Raw genomic sequence first — 208 nt, 5'->3', positions numbered from 1 at the left:
TTTGATTACGAGCCACTACGCATTACCATTGCTCATCAAAAACGAAGGTGGACTTGTCATAGAAATGACCGATGGCACAAAAGAGTATAATAATGAGAACTATCGCTTACCAATGTTTTATGATCTAGCGAAAACCTCAGTCATCCGTATGGCAGAAGGGCTCGCACACGAATTAGTACAGCATCATTGCACAGCTGTCTCCTTAACC

At 42.3% G+C, this 208-nt stretch carries 1 pseudogene; it reads left to right on the top strand.

The window, feature by feature from the left end:
* Positions 1-208: pseudogene (locus CHH91_RS21085) on the top strand (short-chain dehydrogenase); the annotation flags it as partial.

It is taken from the genome of Virgibacillus sp. 7505 (assembly GCF_002272135.1).
Lineage (GTDB): Bacteria > Bacillota > Bacilli > Bacillales > Amphibacillaceae > Terribacillus.
Note: the sequence above shows the minus strand (reverse complement) of the source record. Positions and strands in the feature narration are given on the sequence as shown.